Annotated in this window: 15 protein-coding genes; 4 read left to right on the top strand and 11 right to left on the bottom strand. The window is 52.7% G+C overall.

The window, feature by feature from the left end:
- Nucleotides 1-9 precede the first annotated feature (9 nt).
- The 3 genes from ACJHWK_RS12730 to ACJHWK_RS12720 form a co-directional block, all read right to left on the bottom strand.
- Nucleotides 10-1,521 (bottom strand): sugar ABC transporter ATP-binding protein, encoded by a 1,512-nt coding sequence (locus ACJHWK_RS12730; RefSeq protein WP_001521073.1) that lies wholly within the window; start codon nt 1,519-1,521, stop codon nt 10-12.
- A 22-nt stretch (nt 1,522-1,543) separates the two neighbouring features.
- Nucleotides 1,544-2,527, bottom strand: a complete 984-nt coding sequence (locus tag ACJHWK_RS12725) for a substrate-binding domain-containing protein (RefSeq protein WP_170886117.1) — start codon at nt 2,525-2,527, stop codon at nt 1,544-1,546.
- A 96-nt stretch (nt 2,528-2,623) separates the two neighbouring features.
- The gene (locus ACJHWK_RS12720) at nt 2,624-5,905 is read right to left on the bottom strand and encodes a DUF5107 domain-containing protein (RefSeq protein WP_001521076.1); all 3,282 of its coding nucleotides are present in this window, start codon (nt 5,903-5,905) and stop codon (nt 2,624-2,626) included.
- A gap of 117 nt (nt 5,906-6,022) precedes the next feature.
- Here ACJHWK_RS12720 and ACJHWK_RS12715 point away from each other — a divergent pair, with 117 nt between their 5' ends.
- Nucleotides 6,023-7,216, top strand: a complete 1,194-nt coding sequence (locus ACJHWK_RS12715) for an ROK family protein (RefSeq protein WP_001200774.1) — start codon at nt 6,023-6,025, stop codon at nt 7,214-7,216.
- A 63-nt stretch (nt 7,217-7,279) separates the two neighbouring features.
- Here the strand turns inward: ACJHWK_RS12715 and glyA are convergent, their stop codons facing one another.
- A complete protein-coding gene (glyA, locus tag ACJHWK_RS12710; protein ID WP_000919159.1) occupies nt 7,280-8,533 on the bottom strand; it encodes a serine hydroxymethyltransferase in 1,254 nt (417 codons plus the stop codon).
- A 328-nt stretch (nt 8,534-8,861) separates the two neighbouring features.
- Here glyA and hmpA point away from each other — a divergent pair, with 328 nt between their 5' ends.
- Nucleotides 8,862-10,052: an NO-inducible flavohemoprotein gene (gene hmpA, locus ACJHWK_RS12705; RefSeq protein WP_001521077.1), complete on the top strand. Its 1,191-nt coding sequence runs from the start codon at nt 8,862-8,864 to the stop codon at nt 10,050-10,052.
- 44 nt (nt 10,053-10,096) lie between these two features.
- Here hmpA and glnB read toward each other — a convergent pair whose 3' ends face one another.
- The 5 genes from glnB to purL form a co-directional block, all read right to left on the bottom strand.
- Nucleotides 10,097-10,435 (bottom strand): nitrogen regulatory protein P-II, encoded by a 339-nt coding sequence (gene glnB / locus ACJHWK_RS12700; protein ID WP_000717694.1) that lies wholly within the window; start codon nt 10,433-10,435, stop codon nt 10,097-10,099.
- Between the two features lie 60 nt (nt 10,436-10,495).
- Nucleotides 10,496-11,830: a two-component system response regulator GlrR gene (gene glrR, locus ACJHWK_RS12695; RefSeq protein ID WP_001298983.1), complete on the bottom strand. Its 1,335-nt coding sequence runs from the start codon at nt 11,828-11,830 to the stop codon at nt 10,496-10,498.
- A complete protein-coding gene (qseG, locus tag ACJHWK_RS12690) occupies nt 11,820-12,533 on the bottom strand; it encodes a two-component system QseEF-associated lipoprotein QseG (RefSeq protein ID WP_001590522.1) in 714 nt (237 codons plus the stop codon). The genes glrR and qseG overlap by 11 nt, the downstream gene beginning before the upstream one ends.
- A gap of 164 nt (nt 12,534-12,697) precedes the next feature.
- Nucleotides 12,698-14,125, bottom strand: coding sequence for a two component system sensor histidine kinase QseE/GlrK (gene qseE / locus ACJHWK_RS12685; protein WP_001309666.1), 1,428 nt, complete (start codon nt 14,123-14,125; stop codon nt 12,698-12,700).
- Nucleotides 14,126-14,681: 556 nt separating this feature from the next.
- Complete coding sequence (purL, locus tag ACJHWK_RS12680; protein ID WP_021523225.1) at nt 14,682-18,569, bottom strand: phosphoribosylformylglycinamidine synthase; 3,888 nt, start codon at nt 18,567-18,569, stop codon at nt 14,682-14,684.
- 257 nt (nt 18,570-18,826) lie between these two features.
- Between purL and mltF the strand changes: the two genes are divergently transcribed.
- Nucleotides 18,827-20,383 (top strand): membrane-bound lytic murein transglycosylase MltF, encoded by a 1,557-nt coding sequence (mltF, locus tag ACJHWK_RS12675; protein WP_000734212.1) that lies wholly within the window; start codon nt 18,827-18,829, stop codon nt 20,381-20,383.
- Here mltF and tadA read toward each other — a convergent pair.
- Nucleotides 20,380-20,883: a tRNA adenosine(34) deaminase TadA gene (tadA, locus tag ACJHWK_RS12670; protein WP_001521081.1), complete on the bottom strand. Its 504-nt coding sequence runs from the start codon at nt 20,881-20,883 to the stop codon at nt 20,380-20,382. The genes mltF and tadA overlap by 4 nt on opposite strands.
- A 57-nt stretch (nt 20,884-20,940) precedes the next feature.
- Nucleotides 20,941-21,576 (bottom strand): phosphatidylglycerophosphatase C, encoded by a 636-nt coding sequence (gene yfhb, locus ACJHWK_RS12665; RefSeq protein WP_000190642.1) that lies wholly within the window; start codon nt 21,574-21,576, stop codon nt 20,941-20,943.
- A 208-nt stretch (nt 21,577-21,784) separates the two neighbouring features.
- Here yfhb and ACJHWK_RS12660 point away from each other — a divergent pair, with 208 nt between their 5' ends.
- Nucleotides 21,785-22,633 carry a MurR/RpiR family transcriptional regulator gene (locus tag ACJHWK_RS12660; protein WP_001013779.1) on the top strand — a complete coding sequence of 283 codons (849 nt, stop codon included), beginning with the start codon at nt 21,785-21,787 and terminating at the stop codon, nt 22,631-22,633.
- The last annotated feature ends 9 nt before the right edge of the window (nt 22,634-22,642 follow it).

The raw sequence follows: 22,642 nt of genomic DNA, 5'->3' as shown, positions 1-22,642 counted from the left end.
TAAAATTCATCAGTGCACAGACAGAATGGCGGACATCAGCTCATCCACATTGACCGGCGAGTGAAACTCCTGCGAGAACGTACCGTGCTGTAATAACAGGATGCGGTCACACACCAGCGGCAACTCCTCCACTTCACTGGAGATAAACACCACACTTTTTCCTTCGGCAGCCAGCTCGCGGACAATACGGTAAATCTGCTGTTTGGCTTCGATATCGACGCCACGCGTTGGCTCGTCGAGCAACAAAATCTGGCTGGCGGCATAGACCCAACGACCGATCACCACTTTTTGCTGATTGCCGCCAGAAAGCGTGCCGATGGGCGTTTCGCTACTGGCGGCCTTGACCGTCATCCGCTGCATCACCTCTTCGGTCAGGCGGCGGATGGTGGACCATTGCAGCACACCGTTGGCGCTGATTTTTTGCCGATTGGTCAGCACTGTATTTTCGTCAACGCCCAGCCAGGGAATGATCCCCGCTTCTTTGCGGTTTTCTGGCGTATAGCCAATGCCGCGTTTCAGCATGTCGCCGTAATCGGGGCGCGTGATTTTCTCGCCGTTGATAACAATTTCGCCCTGTTCATACGTCTCCAGCCCAACAATCGCCTTCAGCAATTCACTGCGCCCTGCCCCCAGCAGGCCAGCAATGCCGAGTACTTCGCCACGACGTAGCGTAAAGCTGATATCCTCCAGCTTGGGCTTATGGCGTAACGCACGGACTTCCAGCACAGCCTGATCGACAATTTCCTGAGGGGCAACCGGCGCAATATCAACGTGATCGCGCCCGAGCATTAGCGACACAATATGATGCGTGGAGGTGTTTTCGAGCATCATATCGCCCGCCACCTGACCATCGCGCATAACGGTGGCACAGGAGGCAATGCGGCGGATTTCTTCCATCCGGTGGCTGACATAAATCACCGCCACGCCCAGTGCCGACATCTTTTTAACCGCACTGATCACCAGTTCAACTTCCGCACTGGCAAGCGAACTGGTAGGTTCATCAAGAATGACCACGCGCGGCTCGCCCTTCATCACCCGCGCAATTTCCACCAGTTGCTTTTGTGCCGGGCTTAGCGTTGAAACAAGTTGTTCAGGGCTAACGTCAACGCCCAGCGCCTGTAAGCAACGTTGGGCATCCTGCGCCATTTGCAGGTAATCAATCATGCCGTTGCGGCGGGGCCACTGACCGAGGCAGAGGTTTTCCGCCACCGTCAGTCCCTCCACCAGACTTAACTCCTGATAAACCGCACGAACCCCCAGTTCAGCGGCACGGCGAGTCAACGTAGCTTCGTCACCTTCCAGTCGCGTCTCGCCAATCCAGATATCACCGCTATCCGGACGTTCACTGCCGGTAAGCATTCGAATGAGGGTCGATTTGCCCGCGCCGTTTTTGCCTAACAGCGCACGAACTTCGCCTTTATTGAGCGTGAAGTTAACGTTATCCAACGCAACGACGCCGGGATAACGCTTATTTCCTGCCACCACTTTTGCTACCGGGACTGCCTCTGTTGCCGTGAACATAGGGACCTCTGCGAATCAGCGATTAGGGCAGACCATCAACGTGCGTTGCCAGCCACTGTTTACCGTCTTCCGTTTTGGTATAGAGATCGATTGGCACCTGAATCACTTTTTCACCGTCGGCTTGTTTATTGATAACCTTCAAAGTTTGCGCGAAAACAGCATTGCCCATTTTCTTACCGGAAATATCCACCACCGCTTTCAGCACCTGATTGTTTTCCAGCTCCTGAGCAATTTCAGTGGTCATATCCGAACCGAAAACAGCAATTTTTCCGGCCTGATTTTGATTACGTACCGCTTTTACCGCGCCGAGTGTCGCACCGCCCGATTCCCCCATAATGGCGTTGAGATCCGACGTGGAGATAATTAGTTTTTCACCAACGGAAATCGCTTTATCTAAAACAGTCCCTTCCTGATTAGCGACAATTTGCGCGCCGGGAACGCGGGCTTTTAATACTTCTTCAAACCCTTTACGTCGTTGCACACAAACTTCAAAGGCTTCGCAATTGATGACGGCAATTTTCGGCTGGTCAATTTTGTTGGCAATAAAATAATCGGCGGCAGCGTTACCCAGTTTTTTACCAAATTCCAGCGGGTCACCAACCAGATATGCCGAGACATATTTATCGACACCCTTTTGATTAATACAGGTGTTGTAGCAAATCACCGGAATACCCGCTTCACTGGCGCGACGAACGGTACGACTACTGCCATTTTCAGACACTGCCGATAAAATAATGGCATCGACATTACGCGCCACGAGGGTATCAATAAAGGTACTTTCTTTCGAAATATCACCCTGGGCGTTAGTTTCAATTAACTGTACCTGTACTGAAGAATCTTTTGCCGCACCCTGAACGCCCTGACGCACGCCAGCGTAATATCCCTGGGTATCAAGGTATATTGCGCCAATGGTCATTTCTTTATCCGCAGCCCTGGCAAATAGTGCGCTACCTAATAGCGTAGCCATTAATAATAGATTACGGGTTGTTCTCATTTTTTTAGGCATAGTGCCTCCTGTAGGGTTTTTATTTACAACGGCTTATTTTAATTATTTGAGCGTGAGCGGCAGCGCGTGCCGCTCAAATATTACAGTTAATAAGGTTTAGTGAACGCGGTTAAAAATAAAAGGCATCACGGTGGTGAATAATGCTGCTTTCGGCCAGGCCGGATTAATCGCCGTCAATTCAGCGCGAGCAGATTCATAGTGCGCAACCTCCCCGAGTCCCGCGGACGCCAGCATCGCCACCATCAGGCATTTTTCTTTATGCTGCTGTTGTAAATCGCCATACAGCGACAACAGGTCAGGTTGTGAAACAGCAAAGAAATCCGCCTCAATACTGGTTTTCGCCATCTCTTGCGCCCACTGTTTCATTTCACTAAACAGTTGCTGTGCGGTTTGCTGTTCACCCAGCAGTCGCAGCGCCATTCCTTGCCAGAAGAGATAATCAACCGGCTGATCGTTGTAATAACTGTGAATGTTAATGGTGCGATCGCCAGTCGCCGCCAGACGTAAACAACGCATCGCTTCAGTTTGATCGCCCTGCGCGTTGGCGCATATCGCCTGCCAGAACCAGATGTCGTTATCAGTTTGCCCCGGTAAACGGCCTTCGCTTAAATTCTCCGGATAATGCAGCGCGGCATGAAGCAGTTCGCTGGCCTGCTGCGGCTCTCTGGTATCAAGATGCTGCCAGGCGCGTAATAACTGGTTGAGGATAAACTGACTGGTGATCTTCCCTTCCCCGCCTTCCCACGGGTGGAATTTGCGCGTGGCGAGAATGTCCGCCGCTTTGTCTGCCTGACCCGTGAGATGCCACAAATTGAGCAGTTCTGCGGTCATGTCGTCGCGTTTCAGCGCAATTTCCAGATTATTTTCCAGACGCGCCAGTCGTTTCTCCGGTGTGGCTCCACTTAACTTATCAAGCAAATCCCGTTCGAAAAGCAGACGTGCATCCTGCGGCGCAAGCTGATAAGCATTATCAAGATAACGCGCGGCCAGCTCATAATCGTGTTGCTTATTCCACGCATGGATCGCTAAGCCGCGCCAGCCGTCGGCAAACTCCGGCGACATCTCTACGCAACGTTGCCATAAGGCAATGGCTTTGTTGTAGCTACGTTTGTTGTAGTAGAAGCAGGCCAGTAAATGACGGGCAAACCAGCACTCTTCAATACTCTCCAGCGCCGCCACTTCTTCCAGCGTATTCGGGAAACGGACAAACTGTGGGAAGACATCAATGGCTTTTGCGACCAGTTCGCCGCGTTCAGCTTTCGGCAGCAAGCTGGCTTGCAGGTAAAGCGGCAGCGTGCGCTGGCAGTCCAGTGCGTTTAGCATCTCTGCCGCCAGGGTGGGCATTCCCCAGTTAATCAGTTGCCCGGCGGTCATCAGGGCGTTAACGTCGCGTCCCTGACACAGACCGCGCCACTGCGCGAGGGCTGATTCGCTACGACCATCGAACCAGTTCAGCCACCACAGAGTGGCGTTCAGCGGATAATCGCGCAGCAGTTTCTCGCGCTGCAAACGCGCGTTGTCCTGACGACCACTTAACACCAGCAGCAGATTATGCAGGCAAAGCACTTCCTGATTGGTTGGGCAGGCGCGAAGACTTTGTTGGCAAAAATCCAGACCAGCATCGAAGTGACCATTACGCGCCGCCAGTCGTGCCAGACCATAATAGCCGCCTGCTTTACTATTGCCGCTCCAGACCGCACGCCAGAAATCCTCTTCGGCTTGTTGATATTGTCCCTGACGTTCGTAAGCACTGGCGCGAATCAAACTGGCCTGTCCGCACTGCGGATTTTTGTTCAGCGCATGTGCGCGTTTCAGCGCCTGAGTGGCATACGCCACCGCTTGCGGGAAATCGGCGCGGTTATATTCCAGCATCGCCAGCGCCAGGTTACAGCGATAATCCAGCGGATCCAGCGCCACGCCGCGCAGGTAGTAATCGAACGGTGAACGGCTGGCGTGATGATATTGCTCCAGATGCTGACCGATAAACCAGGCTTCATCTGTACTGGCAATGTCTTGTGCTGCCAGTGGCGCTTTGGCGACGTCCGGCAACGGCAACTCTTGCGGCTGATGTTCCTGATAACTCAGTATGATATTGCCGTCGGCATCGGAGAGTTCAATGGTCAGCCTTTCAGGATTGATACCGTGCAACACGCCCTGGATGGCGGTCGCTGGTGTCAGGGCCACGGCATCATCGAGCAACGCGTTGCATTTGCCGATTTCGCGGATCGCCAGACGGTATCCTTTCAACGGAGAGATGGCATACAGCCCCCACTCAATCCCCCGCTCGCTACGCTGGAGTTTAATCACCGCATCGCGGGAGGCGTTTTGCACCATGCCCAAAGAATGGTAAGGCAGGAAATACTGCTCAAAACGCTTCTCTTCGTAAGCATCAAGCCAGGTAAAATCGGGCTGGTTATCGGCAAAAATACCAGTCATCAGTTCGATATACGGGCCGTTATTGTCGGTCAGACTCTTATCCCACGCCTGGCCAAATTCACTGTGTCCCCAGCTCCACTGTTTTTTACCTGGCGCAATATGGTGGTTGGCAACGTGCAGCAAACCGCCATCTTCATCGTGACACCACGCGCCAACAAAATCGTACTGTGATTTTTCAGCCATATATGAGGTTGGAACGGGCACATTTTTATAGCGAGAAATGTCCACTCCGGCGGAGTAGTCCACTTTGTAGTAAGTGCCGGTGGCGATGGGGAAAGCGGAGACGGCCCGTTTGCCGTGATCAAACACCGCCGTTACATCCGGCGGGAAGACGCTCTGATGCCCTTCACCCCCTTTCACTGCCGGGTTGGCCCACCACAAGAAATGACGCGGCGTGGCGTTGCCGTTATAGACGCGGCTGGCGATTTCCAGCGCCGCCCGTTCAGGGCGCAGGGTGAAACCTGTCATCACCTGTAAACCGTGCATCGGCTCCGTTTCGCCGACCCACACGGTTTGTGCGCCGTCTTCATGGGCTTCGAGGGTGAAATCGACGGGCATAAAGGTGGTCGGGCGATGGTGTTGCGGCCAGTTAAACTCAATCCCGCCGGAGATCCACGGCCCCAGCAGCCCCACCAGCGCCGGTTTAATGACTTCATTATGATAGACAAAATCGCGTTGTTTCACTTTATCCCACGCGCGATGCACCCGACCGCCCAGCTCCGGCAGGATCATCACTTTGATGTAGTCGTTTTCCAGCCACACCGCCTGCCAGGATTTCAGGGTTTTCTGCTCGCTCAGCGTATCGGTCACGCCGTAGGGATAAACCGCGCCGGACGATCCCTGATAAACGCGATTTTCCAGGAACATAGGATGTATATCCTGCGGCCCGGTTTCATAGGTCGGGATCTCAACGCGCTCTTGCCACACTTTTACTGGAGTCATGGTGCCCTCAATATTAACAAGACATACTGAATTAAAAGATTTGTGGCAGTGTATTGAACAATCTGGCAATGTTTTCGCGGAATAATCACGCAATTAACTAAACAAGGTTTAGTGAAGATGAGAGCCTGCATTAATAATCAACAGATTCGCCACCATAACAAATGCGTGATTCTGGAACTGCTGTACCGGCAAAAGCGCGCCAATAAATCAACGCTGGCCCGGCTGGCGCAAATTTCGATTCCGGCAGTCAGTAATATTTTGCAGGAACTGGAAAGCGAAAAACGGGTGGTGAATATCGACGATGAAAGCCAGACGCGCGGGCATAGTAGCGGTACATGGCTGATTGCGCCGGAAGGTGACTGGACGCTGTGTCTGAACGTAACGCCCACCAGTATTGAGTGTCAGGTCGCTAACGCCTGTTTAAGTCCGAAAGGTGAATTTGAGTATTTACAGATTGATGCACCGACGCCGCAGGCGCTGCTGTCCGAAATCGAAAAATGCTGGCATCGCCACCGTAAATTGTGGCCGGACCGCACCATCAATCTGGCGCTGGCAATCCACGGTCAGGTTGATCCTGTGACCGGAGTGTCGCAAACCATGCCGCAAGCGCCCTGGACAACGCCGGTTGAGGTAAAGTATCTGCTGGAAGAGAAGCTCGGCATTCGGGTGATGGTCGATAATGACTGCGTGATGCTGGCGCTGGCGGAGAAATGGCAAAATAATTCGCAGGAACGGGATTTCTGCGTGATCAACGTTGATTACGGCATTGGCTCGTCGTTCGTGATTAACGAGCAAATTTATCGCGGCTGTTTGTATGGTAGCGGACAGATTGGTCACACCATCGTTAATCCGGATGGCGTCGTCTGCGACTGCGGACGTTATGGCTGCCTGGAAACCGTCGCCTCGTTAAGCGCATTAAAAAAACAGGCGCGGGTATGGCTAAAATCACAACCGGTTAATACTCAGCTTGATCCTGAAAAACTGACAACAGCGCAGTTAATCGCTGCCTGGCAGAGTGGAGAACCGTGGATCACCAGCTGGGTTGATCGCTCTGCCAATGCCATTGGTTTGAGTCTGTATAACTTCCTCAACATCCTCAATATTAATCAGATTTGGTTGTACGGTCGCAGTTGTGCCTTTGGTGAGCACTGGCTTAATACCATTATTCGCCAGACGGGATTTAACCCGTTCGACCGCGACGAAGGACCGAGCGTGAAAGCGACGAAAATTGGCTTTGGGCAATTAAGCCGCGCACAACAGGTGCTGGGGATTGGCTATTTGTATGTTGAGGCGCAGTTACGACAGATTTGATGGCGCGATAACGTAGAAAGGCTTCCCGAAGGAAGCCTTTTTTCAACAGATTAACCGTTTCGCTTACGCGTAAACCGGGTAACGTGCACAGATGTCGAGAACTTTACCTTTGATGCGCTCGATAACGGCTTCATCATTGATGCTGTCCAGCACGTCACACATCCAGCCAGCCAGTTCTTTCGCTTCGGCTTCTTTGAAGCCACGACGGGTAATCGCCGGAGTACCCACGCGAATACCGGAGGTCACAAACGGGCTCTTCGGATCGTTCGGTACGCTGTTTTTGTTGACGGTGATGTTAGCACGGCCCAGAGCGGCGTCCGCTTCTTTACCGGTCAGGTTTTTATCAACCAGATCAACCAGGAACAGGTGGTTATCAGTGCCGCCGGAAACCACTTTGTAGCCGCGTTCCAGGAACACTTCTACCATCGCTTTAGCGTTTTTAGCGACCTGCTGCTGGTAAGTTTTGAACTCAGGCTCCATCGCTTCTTTCAGAGCAACCGCTTTACCGGCGATTACGTGCATCAACGGACCGCCCTGACCACCAGGGAAAACGGCAGAGTTCAGTTTTTTGTACAGCTCTTCGCTACCACCTTTCGCCAGGATCAGGCCGCCGCGCGGACCCGCCAGGGTTTTGTGAGTGGTGGTAGTAACAACGTGAGCATGAGGAACCGGGTTCGGGTAGACGCCAGCTGCAACCAGGCCCGCAACGTGCGCCATATCAACGAACAGGTAAGCACCGATGCTGTCAGCGATTTCACGCATTTTCGCCCAGTCCACCACGCCGGAATATGCAGAGAAGCCACCGATAATCATTTTCGGTTTGTGTTCTTTGGCTTGTTTTTCCAGATCGGCGTAGTCGATATGACCGGTAGCATCGATACCGTAAGGAACGATGTTGTACAGTTTACCGGAGAAGTTAACCGGAGAACCGTGAGTCAGGTGACCGCCATGCGCCAGGTTCATACCCAGAACGGTATCACCTGGTTCCAGCAGCGCGGTGTACACCGCAAAGTTAGCCTGGGAGCCGGAGTGCGGCTGGACGTTAGCGTAGTCAGCACCGAACAGTTCTTTCGCACGATCGATCGCCAGTTGTTCAACGATATCAACATACTCGCAACCGCCGTAGTAGCGTTTGCCCGGATAACCTTCAGCATATTTGTTGGTCAGCTGAGAACCCTGCGCCTGCATTACGCGCGGGCTGGTGTAGTTTTCGGAGGCGATCAGTTCGATGTGCTCTTCCTGACGTACTTTTTCCTGCTCCATAGCCTGCCACAGTTCGGCATCATAATCGGCAATGTTCATTTCACGCTTTAACATCCGCATCTCCTGACTCAGCTAACAATAAAATTTTTGGCCTTTATAGGCGGTCCTGTTGGACAACGGCGAACAGTATAACCGAATCATTGTGTGATAACAGGTCTTGACAAAGGAATTTACGCAAACGATTACCTTCAGGCTACGCAAGGCTTTGGAGAATAAAGAGCTTGCAACCGGAAACGGATTTCTTTTCAGGTTTGTGATGCAAATTTTTCACTTCATCACATTCTTTCTGAAAAACACCAAAGAACCATTTACATTGCAGGGCTATTTTTTATAAGATGCATTTGAGATACATCAATTAAGATGCAAAAAAAAGGAAGACCATATGCTTGACGCTCAAACCATCGCTACAGTAAAAGCCACCATCCCTTTACTGGTGGAAACGGGACCAAAGTTAACCGCCCATTTCTACGACCGTATGTTTACTCATAACCCAGAACTCAAAGAAATTTTTAACATGAGTAACCAGCGCAATGGCGATCAACGTGAAGCCCTGTTTAACGCTATTGCCGCCTACGCCAGTAATATTGAAAACCTGCCTGCGCTGCTGCCAGCGGTAGAAAAAATCGCGCAGAAGCACACCAGCTTCCAGATCAAACCGGAACAGTACAACATTGTCGGTGAACACCTGTTGGCGACGCTGGACGAAATGTTCAGCCCGGGCCAGGAAGTGCTGGACGCGTGGGGTAAAGCCTATGGCGTACTGGCTAATGTATTTATCAATCGCGAGGCGGAAATCTATAACGAAAACGCCAGCAAAGCCGGTGGCTGGGAAGGTACTCGCGATTTCCGCATTGTGGCTAAAACACCGCGCAGCGCGCTTATCACCAGCTTCGAACTGGAGCCGGTCGACGGTGGCGCAGTGGCAGAATACCGTCCGGGGCAATATCTCGGCGTCTGGCTGAAGCCGGAAGGTTTCCCGCATCAGGAAATTCGTCAGTACTCTTTGACTCGCAAACCGGATGGCAAAGGCTATCGTATTGCGGTGAAACGCGAAGAGGGTGGGCAGGTATCCAACTGGCTGCACAATCACGCCAATGTTGGCGATGTCGTGAAACTGGTCGCTCCAGCAGGTGATTTTTTTATGGCTGTCGCAGATGACACACCAGTGACGTTAATCTCTGCCGGTGTCGGTCAAACGCCAATGCTGGCAATGCTCGACACGCTGGCAAAAGCTGGCCACACAGCACAAGTGAACTGGTTCCATGCGGCAGAAAATGGCGATGTTCACGCCTTTGCTGATGAAGTTAAGGAACTGGGGCTGTCACTGCCGCGCTTTACCGCGCACACCTGGTATCGTCAGCCGAGCGAAGCCGATCGCGCTAAAGGTCAGTTTGATAGCGAAGGTCTGATGGATTTGAGCAAACTGGAAGGTGCGTTCAGCGATCCGACAATGCAGTTCTATCTCTGCGGCCCGGTTGGCTTCATGCAGTTTGCCGCGAAACAGTTAGTGGATCTGGGCGTGAAGCAGGAAAACATTCATTACGAATGCTTTGGCCCGCATAAGGTGCTGTGATTTGATGTTGCCGGATGGAAACATCCGGCAACCCTTGACGCGGTTTAAATTGCCGCGTCGTCTTCTTCACCGGTACGGATACGAATGACCCGTGCCACGTCAAAGACGAAGATTTTACCATCACCGATTTTGCCGGTTTGCGCCGTGCGAATAATGGTATCGACACAGGTATCGACAATGTCGTCCGGTACGACAATCTCAATTTTCACTTTCGGCAGAAAATCCACCATATACTCCGCGCCGCGGTACAGCTCGGTATGGCCTTTCTGGCGGCCAAAACCTTTCACCTCAGTGACCGTCATGCCAGTAATGCCGACTTCAGCCAGTGCTTCGCGAACATCGTCCAGCTTGAAGGGTTTAATAATCGCATCAATCTTTTTCATGCTATTCCTTGAAAAGGTCGCCTGTCTTTTGATCTGCTAAACGTAACACATAACGCCAATTCATTCCTTGAAATCGTTTGCATCCAGCTCGTGTCGGGATAGCAGTTTATAAAATTCTGTCCGGTTGCGCCCCGCCATTCTCGCCGCGTGGGTGACGTTGCCTTTGGTAATTTGCAGCAGCTTACGCAAGTAGTTGAGTTCAAACTGATTACGCGCCTCAACAAAGGTTGGCAGCGCCGTGTTTTCGCCCTCCAGCGCCTGCTCTACTAATGCATCGCTAATCACCGGAGATGAGGTCAGCGCCACGCACTGTTCAATCACGTTGACCAACTGGCGTACATTACCCGGCCAGCTAGCGGTCATCAGGCGTTTCATCGCATCGGTGGAGAACGCGCGGACAAACGGTTTATGTCGCTCTGCCGCCTGGCGCAACAGGTGATTTGCCAGTAGCGGAATGTCTTCTGTGCGCTCTGCCAGAGCCGGAATTTTCAGGCTGACAACGTTGAGGCGGTAATAGAGATCTTCACGGAATTCCCCGCGCGCCATCGCTTTTGGCAGGTCGCGGTGAGTGGCGGAAATAATCCGCACGTCGATATCAATATCGCGGTTACTGCCCAGCGGGCGCACTTTACGCTCCTGCAACACGCGCAGCAGTTTAACCTGCAACGGTGCGGGCATATCGCCAATCTCATCGAGAAATAGCGTACCGCCTTCCGCCGCCTGGAATAAACCTTCGCGATTGCTGACAGCGCCAGTAAACGCGCCACGCGCATGACCAAACAGCTCCGACTCCAGCAATTGCTCGGGCAATGCACCACAGTTAATAGCAATAAATGGTTTGCTATTGCGCGGGCTAGCGTTGTGGATAGCCTGGGCGAAAATCTCTTTCCCGGTGCCGCTCTGGCCATTAATCAAAACGCTGACGTCTGATTGCGCCACCAGCCGCGCCTGTTCCAGCAAACGCAGCATCAGCGGGCTGCGGGTGACAATCGCCTCGCGCCAGCGTTCATCGGTGGCTGGCGCGGATTGTTCCAGCGCATCATCAATTGCCTGATATAGCGCGTCTTTATCGACAGGCTTGGTGAGGAAACTGAACACTCCCTGCTGTGTTGCAGCAACGGCATCGGGAATAGAACCATGTGCGGTAAGAATAATTACCGGCATTCCCGGCTGCACTTTCTGGATTTCAGCAAACAGCTGCATACCATCCATTTCATCCATCCGCAGGTCGCTGATAACTAAATCTACTTTTTCGCGATTCAGTACCCGTAATCCTTCAGCACCACTTTCCGCCGTGACCACGCTGTAGCCTTCGCTGGTCAGGCGCAGGCCAAGCAGTTTCAGCAATCCCGGATCGTCATCGACCAATAATAAATGCGCAGGTTTATGGCTCATCAGGAGTGACCTCATCGGTGGATGGCGCGGGCTTTTCACTCTCGTGTGGCGTATCCGGCGAGAAATTTCCAGCCGGTTTGCGGGTCGAGAGCTGGCGTTCAATATCAGTCAGGTTTTCCAGCTTGCGGGTGGTGAGTTCCAGTTGCTGCTGTAGAACGTGATATTGCTGGCGCAAAGTATCCAGCTCGCTGTCGCTGGATTGCTGGAGCTTGCCGTAGCGTTGGCGCTCTTCCGCCAGTTGCAGTTGCAGCGCCTGACTGTCGCGCCAGAGTTGATACAGAGGGCGAACCTGTGCCGGGATCTCGGTACTTAGCGCATCAATGCGCGCGACCAGCTGGCGGCGCTCATACGGTGTAATTTTGGCGTCGGCGAGCAAAATCCCTTGTTTAAAGGTATTTTGCCAGCTGCCGTCGTCATATTGGCGGGCTTGCTGACGCGACTGCGCAGGCATTAAACGATCAGCACAATCCATCGCCCGCAGCCAGTAAAGCGGATTGGTTTCGGTTGATTTACCTTGCAGCGCCCAGATGTCGCTACATTCAGTAGAAAGATAGTCAGCCAGTTGATAAACCGGAATTTTTTCTTCTGCTGGCGTATCAATGGCTGGCTTATTGTGACTCTGCACGCAACCCAGCAATGCCAGACATGGCAGCCCTGCCAGCCACAGCCGTCGGGGCAATAATCGTTGAAAAATGTGTCGCATATTCACCAGACTTAGCGCCTTTCCCAGTGGGCGTAATTGTTGCAGGCAGTTTGGATACGGACAGCGCGGAGAAACCGGAGCGTACATGTCGTACGTGAGGATTTCGAGCACTGCCCAGGGCCAAACTGGCAAATAAAATAGCCTGATGGGATAGGCTGTTAGCATTATTTCGTGTTTTTCGACGACGGCAATTCAATGCGGAAGCAAACGTCTTGCCCGCTCTCGTCGACCAGATACAGTTCCCCTTGCATACGGCGAATACAATCCCTGGCAATGCTTAATCCCAGACCGCTGCCCTTCACCGCCCCTTTTCGCTGGTGGCTTCCCTGAAAAAAGGGTTCGAAGATCATGGCGCGTTCCTCTTGCGGAATGGGTGTTCCTGTATTGATGACATCAATATAAACCCGCGCGCCATGTAAACTGCTGCGAAGGCAAATGTTACCGGATTCAGTCCCGTAGTGCACAGCATTGGAGTAAAGATTATCCAGTACGCTCATCAGCAGCATTGGCTCCGCCAGGCAAGCTGTTGCTTGGAGATCGACGTCGGTATGCATCATTTTAGCCCGTGCGGGCAGGCTATGAGCAGAAACTACTGTCTCCACCAGCGGTGCTAATTCAACATTCTCCAGTTCCACCGCACTGTCCGCCTGTTTACGGTTGTAATCAAGCAGTTGTTCGATCAGTTTTTGCAAATTGCGGCTGCTGCTATCGAGGATGCTCACCACCTCTTTTTGCTCTGGCGTAAGCGGCCCGACAACCTGGTCAGCCAGTAATTCAGTGCCCTCGCGCATACTCGCCAGCGGCGTTTTTAATTCATGAGATAAATGTCTTAAGAATTGATGACGTTGGGATTCCAGCCATGACAGGCGCTCACTTAACCAAAGAATACGTTGCCCAACCGAGCGTAACTCGCTCGGTCCACTGAACGAAACGCTATTGCCCAGAGAACGCCCTTCCCCCAGCCGGTTGATCATGCGCTCGATATTTTTCACCGGACCGATAATCATCCTCGTGAAAAGTAGCACCATCACCAGACTCACCAGAAATAGCACCAGCGATTGCCAACCAAAATATTGCCCACGTTCGGCGATTTCACGCTGAAGTTGCTGCCCACGAGAGAACACCACTGTGCGCGTGGCCTGCACCATTTCGGTATTGGCACTGGCAAAGGCTTCAAGACGCGCGGCGGCGGCGGCATCGGGACCACTGTTGTTACACTGAAGTTGAGCCAGATTGTTCAAATCCTGACGCAATGCCTGGTAAAGTTTATCGTCTGGCAGTACGCCTGCGTGGGCATCGAGCATTTCGCTGTAACGCTTGCGCTGGCTTTGATAAACCTTCGCAAGCGTAGGGTCGTCCAGCACGCAATACTGACGGTAACTACGCTCCATCTCCAGCGCCGCGTTGGTCATCGCTTCACTGCGCCGGGCATCAATAAGCGTAGTGCGGTTAACCAGCGCCGCCTGATCGCTAAGCGCATTCAGGCTTTGCCAGGCTTGCCATGCCAGCACCAACAGGGGCAGCAGAATCAGCAAAAATGCCAGCATTACCAGTTGTCGTAATGAGCGGGGAAAAACGGGCCAGCGTTTCAAGGTGTTACTCTCGTCAGACGCGAATAGCCTGATGCTAACCGAGGGGAAGTTCAGATACAACAAAGCCGGGAATTACCCGGCTTTGTTATGGAATAAGGCGGTGCCTAACTCGACGTTTCGCCCGATGGTTGATATAGCTACGCTGATATCAGAAGTTGGACGGCAGGCACCTTGTTGTGCGTCATTCGAATTTTATGTAGCACGTCCCGAAGGGGCTGACATAAGTCGGTGAATGAGCCACTGCTTACTATTATGCAGTAACTGTGCCAATAAAGAAAATAGTTTGGTAACGTACTGATTATACGCTGCTTTGAGGGATTTATGGCTTCTTCGCTATTTGAATGTAAATCAGCCACTGTGTCGCTAAAAAGAGACAACTTAAGATAAACTTATTAGATACTATTAAAATCAATCAGTTAAGTGTCGCCAGAAAGCGACACGGTAAACCACCCATTGTCGTGATTTACAGACACAAAAAAGCTCCCGAAGTTGGGAGCTTATAATAGCGGTTGGTGCTTAATGCCGGATGCGGCTGCAAAACCAATGGGTTGACGGCTTATCCCAATTGCTTACGTGCATTGCGGAAAATACGCATCCACGGCCCATCCTCGCCCCAGTTTTCCGGATGCCAGGAGTTGCTGACAGTACGGAAAACACGTTCCGGGTGCGGCATCATAATGGTGACTCGACCACTTTCAGTCGTAACCGCCGTAATACCGTTCGGTGAACCGTTCGGGTTAGCCGGGTAGGTTTCAGTGACTTTACCGAAGTTATCGACATAGCGCAGTGCCACCAGCCCTTTGCTTTCCAGTGCCGCCAGATGCGCCGCATCACGCACTTCCACGCGCCCTTCACCATGAGATACAGCAATCGGCATTTGCGAGCCCACCATCCCCTGCAACAGCAGAGACGGGCTTTGGGTTACTTCAACCAGGCTGAAACGCGCTTCAAAGCGATCGGAGGTATTGCGCACAAAACGTGGCCACAACTCACTACCTGGGATCAGTTCGCGCAGATTAGACATCATCTGGCAACCGTTACATACCCCCAGCGCCAGCGTTTGCGGACGGTGGAAGAAGGTTGCAAACTCATCGCGTACACGGTCATTGAACAGGATAGACTTCGCCCAACCTTCACCGGCACCCAGCACATCACCGTAGGAGAAACCACCGCACGCGACCAGGGCGTGGAAATCCTCCAGGCCCGTGCGTCCAGCCAGCAGGTCGCTCATATGCACGTCGATAGCATCGAAGCCTGCACGGTGGAAAGCTGCCGCCATTTCAACATGCGAGTTCACGCCCTGCTCACGCAGCACAGCAACTTTCGGACGTGCGCCAGTGGCAATATACGGTGCTGCCACATCTTCGTTGATATCGAACGACAGTTTTACATTCAGGCCCGGATCGGCGTCGTTTGATTTCGCCTGGTGCTCCTGGTCGGCACACTCCGGGTTGTCACGCAGGCGCTGCATCTGCCAAGTAGTTTCTGCCCACCAGACACGCAACGTGGTGCGGCTTTCGCTGAATACAGTCTGCCCGTTGGCGGTAATCACAAAACGGTCACCGGAAACCGCCTGCCCAACATAATGGACGCAATCCGCAAGCCCATGCTGTGCCAGTACCGCTTCAACTGCTTCACGGTCAGCGGCACGAACCTGAATCACCGCACCCAGTTCTTCGTTAAACAACGCCGCCAGGCGATCGTCACCCAGAGTGGCGATATCCGCGTCAATGCCGCAATGACCAGCAAAGGCCATTTCCGCCAGCGTTACCAGCAGGCCGCCATCCGAGCGGTCGTGGTACGCGAGCAGCTTACGCTGTGCAACCAGCGCCTGAATCGCGTCATAGAAGCCTTTCAGTTGGGCAACGTCGCGTACATCTGCCGGTTTGTCGCCAAGCTGACGATAAACCTGCGCCAGCGCCGTTGCGCCCAGCGCGTTATTGCCTTTGCCCAGATCAATCAGCAGTAATGCGTTATCTTCGGTAGAAAGCTGCGGCGTGATGGTGTGACGCACATCTTCCACACGGGCAAATGCAGAAATCACCAGCGACAGCGGCGACGTCATTTCGCGCTCTTCGTTACCTTCCTGCCAGCGGGTTTTCATCGACATAGAGTCTTTACCCACCGGGATCGTCAGGCCCAGCGCCGGACAAAGTTCTTCGCCCACAGCTTTAACGGCTTCATACAGGCCCGCATCTTCACCAGGGTGGCCTGCCGCCGCCATCCAGTTGGCGGAAAGTTTAATGCGTTTGATATCGCCAATCTGTGTTGCGGCAATATTGGTTAACGCTTCACCGACCGCCAGACGGGCAGAGGCGGCGAAATCTAGCAGCGCAACCGGCGCACGCTCGCCAATCGCCATCGCTTCACCATAGTAGCTGTCAAGGCTGGCGGTAGTGACCGCGCAGTTAGCGACCGGCACCTGCCACGGACCCACCATCTGATCGCGCGCCACCATGCCAGTTACGCTGCGGTCACCGATGGTCACCAGGAAAGTTTTCTCTGCCACAGTCGGCAGATGCAGTACGCGTTTCACCGCGTCAGCGATGGTGATCCCTTCACGAACCAGCGCATCACCCTTCGCTTTCAGCGTTTGTACTTCGCGGGTCATCTTCGGCGTTTTACCAAGCAGGACGTCCAGCGGCAGATCGATCGGCTGATTATCAAAATGACGATCGTGCAAAGAAAGATGCAGTTCTTCGGTCGCTTCACCAATCACCGCGTATGGCGCGCGCTCACGCTTACACAGTTCGTCAAACAGCGGTAACTGATCGGCAGCAACCGCCAGCACGTAGCGTTCCTGGGATTCGTTACACCAGATTTCCAGCGGGCTCATGCCCGGTTCGTCGCTCAGGATATCGCGCAGTTCGAATTTACCGCCGCGCCCGCCGTCGCTCACCAGTTCCGGCATGGCGTTAGAAAGACCGCCAGCGCCGACGTCGTGGATAAACAGGATTGGGTTGGCATCACCAAGCTGCCAGCAACGGTCGATCACTTCCTGGCAGCGACGCTCCATCTCCGGGTTGTCGCGCTGTACGGAAGCAAAGTCGAGGTCGGCATCAGACTGACCAGACGCCATGGAAGACGCCGCGCCGCCGCCAAGACCGATGTTCATTGCCGGGCCGCCGAGAACGACCAGCTTCGCACCAACGTTGATCTCGCCTTTTTGTACGTGATCGGCGCGAATGTTGCCGATCCCGCCCGCCAGCATGATCGGTTTGTGATAACCGCGCAGCTCTTCGCCATTGTGGCTATTCACTTTTTCTTCATAAGTACGGAAGTAGCCGTTCAGTGCCGGACGACCAAATTCGTTGTTAAATGCCGCGCCACCAAGCGGGCCTTCGGTCATGATGTCCAGCGCGGTGACAATGCGCTCAGGCTTACCGAAATCTTCTTCCCACGGTTGTTCAAAGCCCGGAATACGCAAGTTGGAAACGGAGAAACCAACCAAACCAGCTTTCGGCTTCGCGCCGCGCCCGGTGGCACCTTCATCGCGGATTTCACCGCCGGAACCGGTCGCCGCGCCCGGCCACGGAGAAATCGCCGTCGGGTGGTTGTGAGTTTCGACTTTCATCAGAATATGCGCCGGTTCCTGATGGAAATCGTAGCGGCCCGTTTCGTGGTCAGCAAAGTAGCGGCCCACTTCAGAACCTTCCATTACGGCGGCGTTATCTTTATAAGCAGAGAGAACGTGATCCGGCGTGGTTTCGAAGGTGTTTTTGATCATCTTAAACAGCGATTTCGGCTGCTGTTCACCATCGATAACCCAGTCGGCGTTAAAAATTTTGTGGCGGCAGTGCTCGGAGTTCGCCTGGGCAAACATATACAGTTCGATGTCGTTCGGGTTACGACCAAGCTTTGTGAAAGCATCCTGCAAATAGTCAATTTCATCTTCCGCCAGTGCCAGGCCAAGACGCAGGTTAGCGTCGATTAGCGCCTGACGGCCCTGCCCCAGCAAATCAACGCTGGTGACCGGAGTCGGTTGATGGTGTGCAAACAGCTGCTCTGCATCATCTAAAGCAAAAAAGACCGTTTCCATCATGCGGTCGTGCAGTTCAGCGGTAACCTGCTGCCATTGTTCATTGGTCAGCGTACCGGCTTCTATATAGTAAGCCACGCCGCGCTCAAGACGGTTTACCTGTTGCAGCCCGCAGTTATGGGCAATATCGGTCGCTTTCGAAGACCAGGGAGAGATGGTGCCAGGACGCGGGGTCACCAGCAGGAGTTTGCCTTGCGGGGCGTGGCTGGCGAGTGCCGGGCCATATTTCAGCAGGCGTTCAAGTTGTGCGTGCTCATCATCGTTTAACGGCGCATTGAGGTCAGCAAAATGGACATACTCGGCGTAAATAGTGTGAACCGGGAGCCTGGCAGCCTGAAAACGTGCCAGCAGTTTGTTGATTCGGAATGCCGACAATGCAGGCGAACCACGCAGAATTTCCATCATAAGTCTCTCGTCTTCTAAGCTTTCGGTGTACCCAAGGGGGGGAAACGGGCGTCATTATAAAGAATCTGATGCGCTGACGAAACCGTTTGCGTGGAAATAAAATCACCATCGCGAATTAGCAACGCGTGCCGCCACTGGCTGTAATAAGTTGCCAACTGGCGCAGGTTTACGCAAAATGCCGCTCATTTATGAGTAAACCTTTCACTATTATTACGTTTTTTCAAGCTGGGACGCGCACGACACAGAGAATTAACTAATTGAAAAAATTAAAGATTAATTATCTGTTCATCGGCATTCTGGCACTGCTGCTCGCGGTCGCTCTCTGGCCATCCATTCCCTGGTTTGGTAAAGCCGACAACCGTATCGCCGCCATTCAAGCGCGGGGAGAGTTGCGTGTGAGCACCATTCATACTCCCCTGACGTATAACGAAATCAACGGGAAACCTTTTGGCCTGGATTACGAACTGGCGAAACAGTTTGCCGATTACCTCGGCGTAAAACTGAAAGTGACCGTGCGGCAGAATATCAGCCAGCTGTTTGACGACCTCGATAATGGTAACGCCGACCTGCTGGCGGCAGGACTGGTCTATAACAGCGAAAGGGTTAAAAATTATCAGCCAGGCCCGACCTACTACTCCGTTTCACAACAACTGGTTTATAAAGTGGGTCAGTATCGCCCACGTACACTGGGCAACCTGACGGCGGAGCAACTCACCGTTGCACCGGGTCATGTGGTGGTTAACGATCTCCAGACCCTGAAAGAAACAAAATTCCCGGAATTAAGCTGGAAGGTTGACGACAAAAAAGGCTCTGCGGAATTAATGGAAGATGTCATCGAAGGAAAACTCGATTACACCATTGCTGATTCTGTTGCCATTAGCCTGTTTCAGCGCGTTCATCCGGAACTCGCCGTAGCGCTCGACATTACCGATGAACAACCGGTGACCTGGTTTAGCCCATTAGATGGCGATAATACCCTTTCCGCCGCTCTGCTCGATTTCTTCAACGAAATGAATGAAGACGGTACTCTGGCACGCATTGAAGAGAAATACCTGGGGCATGGCGATGATTTTGATTACGTCGATACGCGCACATTTTTACGCGCCGTCGATGCGGTACTGCCGCAGTTAAAGCCCCTGTTTGAGAAATACGCCGAAGAAATTGACTGGCGTTTGCTGGCCGCTATTGCTTATCAGGAATCGCACTGGGATGCGCAGGCCACTTCACCGACGGGTGTGCGCGGCATGATGATGCTAACCAAAAATACCGCGCAAAGCCTCGGCATTACGGATCGTACCGATGCCGAACAGAGCATCAGCGGCGGCGTGCGTTATTTGCAGGATATGATGAGTAAAGTGCCGGAAAGTGTGCCGGAGAACGAACGGATTTGGTTTGCCCTCGCCGCATACAATATGGGCTATGCGCATATGCTGGATGCCCGCGCTCTGACGGCAAAAACCAAAGGCAATCCTGACAGTTGGGCTGACGTAAAACAGCGTCTGCCTTTACTTAGCCAGAAACCCTATTACAGCAAGCTGACTTACGGCTACGCTCGTGGGCATGAAGCCTACGCTTATGTCGAAAATATTCGTAAGTATCAGATTAGCCTGGTGGGTTATCTGCAAGAGAAAGAGAAGCAGGCTACAGAAGCGGCGATGCAACTGGCGCAGGATTATCCGGCGGTATCGCCTACGGAGTTGGGCAAAGAGAAATTTCCTTTTCTCTCGTTTCTTTCCCAGTCGTCATCAAACTATTTGACCCATTCTCCCTCTCTGCTGTTTTCCAGGAAAGGGAGTGAAGAGAAACAAAATTAATCCGTCGAGGATTGCGCTTTTTTCTGCGCTTTAATTTCCTGGCGGCGCATGCGAAAGAAGTCACTGAGCAACGCCGCGCACTCATCCGCCAGTATTCCTTGGGTAATTTCCACTCGGTGATTCATACCCGGATGATGCAGCACATCCATTAAAGATCCCGCAGCGCCAGTTTTCGCGTCACGCGCACCAAAGACCACGCGACCAATGCGACTGTGGATCATCGCTCCGGCACACATTACACAGGGTTCAAGCGTGACATACAACGTGGCGTCGATCAGACGATAATTTTGCATCACCAGACCGCCCTGCCGCAGAGCCATGATTTCTGCATGTGCGGTGGGATCATGTCGACCAATCGGACGGTTCCAGCCTTCGCCAATAACACGATTGTTATGCACTAATACCGCGCCGACCGGCACTTCCCGCTCATCCCAGGCACGCTTTGCCAGCGTCAGCGCGTGACGCATCCAGTATTCGTGGCTAAATTCGACTTCAGACAAAAAGAAAACTCCGGTTATAAAAGCGCGGCGCATTATACACGGACGCTATGCTTTACTCTATTCCAGTTGCTGGAGTTCACCGCGCGGGGTTACTCGCCAACGATGCTGACAGAAATAAAGCAGCGGGTTGTCCTGATTACTGTCGCTATAGCCACTGTACAACCGCAGTGGCGTGCCGATTTTACGCTCCAGTTGCGCGACCTTTTCATGTCCCAGACAACGCATCGTCAATACCCAACCACCATAGCCACGCTGAATCTGACTGGCGATAAGATTAATCCGCGGCAGCCAGGGCGTATCGAAATAAACCGCTTCAACCAGCGGCTGCGGAGAGCCGGTAATCAACCAGATATCAGCATCGGAACTTAACAGGTAGGTGGTTAATCGCTCCTGAACCAGCGGAAAGGCGGTAACATTGTCACGAAACCAGCGTACGAAATCGGCCTGCAACGCCTGCAAACGCGCTTCATTGTGACCAAAAGTGCATCCCCACAGAAGCAGACTCATCGGCCAGCGTGCCGCACGGCCTTTTATCAATAACGCAATGGCTATGATCGGCAACAACGGCAGGACAAGCAACGCATTCAGCGGTTGGCGACGCAGTAAATAACGCAAAAAACTGCCGAACATATCCTGCTGATGCAATGTTCCATCTAAGTCAAAAAACACCACACGACGCTCGTGAGTTGCCAAACCATACTCCTCTGGACTGAAACATCCTGATTAATTTTCGCTACTACATAGCCTAACAGATAGATCATCACTTTTCCGGCAACAATCGACCGCATCATGGCTAACTGGAATTTTTAATTCATGGAAATTAGCGGCAATGGAATATAAAATTCACTCGCGTTTGTCTCATATTGCCTGTTGTCGCCACTATTTCATCGCGAGGAAAGATATGAACGGCTTACTTCGTATCCGTCAGCGTTACCAGGGGCTTGCCCAGAGTGATAAAAAACTGGCGGATTATCTTCTGCTACAACCTGATACGGCGCGCCATTTAAGCTCTCAGCAACTGGCCAACGAAGCCGGAGTCAGTCAGTCCAGCGTCGTGAAGTTCGCGCAAAAACTCGGCTATAAAGGTTTTCCGGCGCTTAAGTTGGCGTTGAGTGAAGCGCTGGCAAGCCAGCCGGAATCGCCCTCCGTGCCCATTCATAACCAAATCCGCGGTGATGATCCGTTACGGCTGGTCGGCGAAAAACTGATTAAAGAAAATACTGCCGCTATGTACGCAACGCTAAACGTTAATAGTGAAGAGAAACTGCATGAATGCGTAACAATGTTGCGCTCTGCGCGGCGGATAATTCTGACCGGCATTGGCGCTTCGGGTCTGGTGGCGCAAAACTTTGCCTGGAAGCTGATGAAGATTGGCTTCAATGCTGCCGCAGTGCGCGATATGCATGCGCTACTCGCTACCGTACAGGCGTCGTCCCCTGACGATCTGTTATTAGCCATTTCTTACACCGGTGTACGACGCGAGTTAAACCTGGCGGCAGATGAGATGCTGCGAGTGGGCGGAAAAGTGCTGGCGATTACCGGCTTTACTCCGAATGCCCTGCAACAGCGTGCTTCTCATTGCCTGTATACCATTGCCGAAGAACAAGCGACAAACAGTGCTTCAATCTCTGCTTGTCACGCGCAGGGAATGTTAACGGATTTGCTGTTCATTGCGCTGATTCAGCAGGATCTGGAACTGGCTCCAGAACGTATTCGTCACAGTGAAGCGCTGGTGAAAAAACTGGTCTGAGTAAAGAAT

Origin of the sequence: Escherichia sp. WS547 (assembly GCF_046486065.1) — a bacterium.
Classification (GTDB): domain Bacteria; phylum Pseudomonadota; class Gammaproteobacteria; order Enterobacterales; family Enterobacteriaceae; genus Escherichia; species Escherichia coli.
Note: the sequence above shows the minus strand (reverse complement) of the source record. Positions and strands in the feature narration are given on the sequence as shown.

Coding starts and splice junctions, on each gene's coding strand:
- ACJHWK_RS12730 (WP_001521073.1), bottom strand. CDS start 1,521: ATGTTCACGGCAACAGAGGCAGTCCCGGTAGCAAAAGTGGTGGCAGGA.
- ACJHWK_RS12725 (WP_170886117.1), bottom strand. CDS start 2,527: ATGCCTAAAAAAATGAGAACAACCCGTAATCTATTATTAATGGCTACG.
- ACJHWK_RS12720 (WP_001521076.1), bottom strand. CDS start 5,905: ATGACTCCAGTAAAAGTGTGGCAAGAGCGCGTTGAGATCCCGACCTAT.
- ACJHWK_RS12715 (WP_001200774.1), top strand. CDS start 6,023: ATGAGAGCCTGCATTAATAATCAACAGATTCGCCACCATAACAAATGC.
- glyA (WP_000919159.1), bottom strand. CDS start 8,533: ATGTTAAAGCGTGAAATGAACATTGCCGATTATGATGCCGAACTGTGG.
- hmpA (WP_001521077.1), top strand. CDS start 8,862: ATGCTTGACGCTCAAACCATCGCTACAGTAAAAGCCACCATCCCTTTA.
- glnB (WP_000717694.1), bottom strand. CDS start 10,435: ATGAAAAAGATTGATGCGATTATTAAACCCTTCAAGCTGGACGATGTT.
- glrR (WP_001298983.1), bottom strand. CDS start 11,830: ATGAGCCATAAACCTGCGCATTTATTATTGGTCGATGACGATCCGGGA.
- qseG (WP_001590522.1), bottom strand. CDS start 12,533: ATGCGACACATTTTTCAACGATTATTGCCCCGACGGCTGTGGCTGGCA.
- purL (WP_021523225.1), bottom strand. CDS start 18,569: ATGATGGAAATTCTGCGTGGTTCGCCTGCATTGTCGGCATTCCGAATC.
- ACJHWK_RS12660 (WP_001013779.1), top strand. CDS start 21,785: ATGAACGGCTTACTTCGTATCCGTCAGCGTTACCAGGGGCTTGCCCAG.